The sequence below is a fragment of the Ligilactobacillus apodemi DSM 16634 = JCM 16172 genome (assembly GCF_001434405.1).
Taxonomy (GTDB): domain Bacteria; phylum Bacillota; class Bacilli; order Lactobacillales; family Lactobacillaceae; genus Ligilactobacillus; species Ligilactobacillus apodemi.
In genome coordinates, this window is sequence record NZ_AZFT01000028.1 from 1 (window position 1) to 2,338 (window position 2,338).

Genomic DNA, 2,338 nt, shown 5'->3' on the forward strand with positions numbered 1-2,338 from the left:
AGTTACGCTCAAGCAGGCGATAAGGACAAAGCTTCTAGCGCTGCAAGCGTAGCAAGCTCAGCTGCAGCAGTGGCAAGTTCCGCCGAAAGTACCTCAAGCTTAGCCGCAAGTGAAGCAATCAAGAACGATGAGATCGCTAAGAGCGCAGCCGAAGAAGCTGCTAACTTTGCGGACCAAGCAAATGATGCTTTAGCTGATGTAACTCAAGCAAAAGAAGACGCGCAAAAAGCAGCGGATCAAGAAGATACCGACAACTCAGCAAGTGATGCTGATAAATCAGCCTGTGAAGCAGATTCCTTAAGTGTGAAGACCAGTGAATATGCGTCAACCGCAAGTTCTGCAGCCAGCGAAGCACACAGTTACGCATCTAATGCTTCGGAAGGTGCAAGTCAAGCGTCTGATGCAGCTTCCAATGCCGATAGTACAGCTAAGGACGTAGCTGATATGGCAAGTGAACACCCAGACAATGCAGGCGTATCTAGTGCTGCCTCAACTGCTTCGAGTGCCGCAAGTGTAGCCAGCTCAGCCGCTAGTGCCTCATCAAGTGCAGCCAATGTGGCAAGCTCCGCCGCTGATGAAGCAACGAAGAACTATGAAGATGCAAGCCAAGCAGACTCAGTAGCAAGTTCCGCCGCTTCAACAGCCAATAGTGCCGCTAGCGAAGCCAATAGTTACGCTCAAGCAGGCGATAAGGACAAAGCTTCTAGCGCTGCAAGCGTAGCAAGTTCTGCTGCCACAGTGGCAAGTGAAGCTGAAAGTACAGCTAGCTCAGCAGCCAGTGAAGCAATCAAGAACGATGAGATCGCTAAGAGTGCTGCTGAAGAAGCTGCAAACTTAGCCGACCAAGCAAACGATGCTTTAGCTGATGTAAACCAAGCAAAAGAAGACGCGCAAAAAGCAGCAGACCAAGAAGACGCTGACAAATCAGCCAACGAAGCCAACTCCTCAAGCGTGAAGACGAGTGAATATGCTTCTACAGCTAGCTCAGCTGCCAGTGAAGCACATAGTTATGCTTCCGATGCCTCAGAAAGTGCAAGTCAAGCATCTGACGCAGCTTCCAATGCCGAAAGTACAGCTAAAGATGTAGCTGATATGGCAAGTGAACGTCCAAACAATACAGTTGTATCTAGTGCCGCTTCTACAGCTTCAAGTGCGGCATCTGTAGCCAACTCAGCAGCTTCAGCATCATCGAGTGCCGCCAGCGTAGCAAGCTCCGCCGCTGATGAAGCAACAAAAAACTATGAAGATGCAAGCCAAGCAGACTCAGTAGCAAGTTCCGCCACTTCAACAGCCAATAGTGCCGCAAGCGAAGCCCATAGCTATGCGCAAGCAGGTGACAAAGACAAAGCGTCCAGTGCAGCCAGTGTAGCAAGTTCCGCTGCCGCAGTGGCAAGTGAAGCTGAAAGTACAGCCAGTTCGGCCGCAAGTGAAGCAATCAAGAATGATGAGATCGCTAAGAAAGCAGCCGAAGATGCCGCTAACTTTGCGGATCAAGCACAAGCAGCTTTAGATGATGTAAATCAAGCAAAAGAAGACGCGCAAAAGGCAGCCGATCAAGAAGATGCCGATAAGTCTGCCAGTGATGCGGATAAATCAGCAAGCGAAGCAGATTTCTCAAGTGTGAAGACGAGTGAATATGCGTCAACCGCAAGTTCCGCTGCCAGTGAAGCACATAGTTATGCTTCCGATGCCTCAGAAAGTGCAAGTCAAGCATCTGACGCAGCTTCCAATGCCGAAAGTACAGCTAAAGATGTAGCTGATATGGCAAGTGAACGTCCAAACAATACAGTTGTATCCAGTGCCGCTTCAACTGCTTCGAGTGCAGCCAGTGTGGCAAGTTCTGCGGCTTCAGCATCATCGAGTGCAGCCAGTGTGGCAAGTTCTGCGGCTGATGAAGCAACGAAGAACTATGAAGATGCAAGTCAAGCCGATTCAGTAGCTAAGTCAGCAGCTTCAACAGCTAATAGTGCAGCCAGCGAAGCACATAGTTATGCGCAAGCAGGTGACAAGGACAAAGCATCGAGTGCCGCTTCAGTTGCAAGCTCAGCTGCAGCAGTGGCAAGTTCCGCCGAAAGTACCGCAAGCTCAGCCGCAAGTGAAGCAATCAAGAACGATGAGATCGCTAAGAGCGCAGCCGAAGAAGCCGCAAACTTAGCTGATCAAGCAAACGATGCCTTGGATGATGTAAATCAAGCTAAGGATGACGCTCAAAAAGCAGCAGACCAAGAAGATGCCGATAAGTCAGCAAGCGATGCGGATAAATCAGCAAGCGAAGCAGATTTCTCAAGTGTGAAGACGAGTGAATATGCGTCAACCGCAAGTTCCGCTGCCAGTGAAG

1 protein-coding gene is annotated in these 2,338 nt (G+C 49.9%); it reads left to right on the top strand.

Features of this window, described 5'->3' with window-relative positions:
• On the top strand, positions 1 to 2,338 hold a 2,338-nt coding region (locus FC32_RS10695), incomplete at both ends, for a midas domain-containing protein (protein ID WP_056957236.1).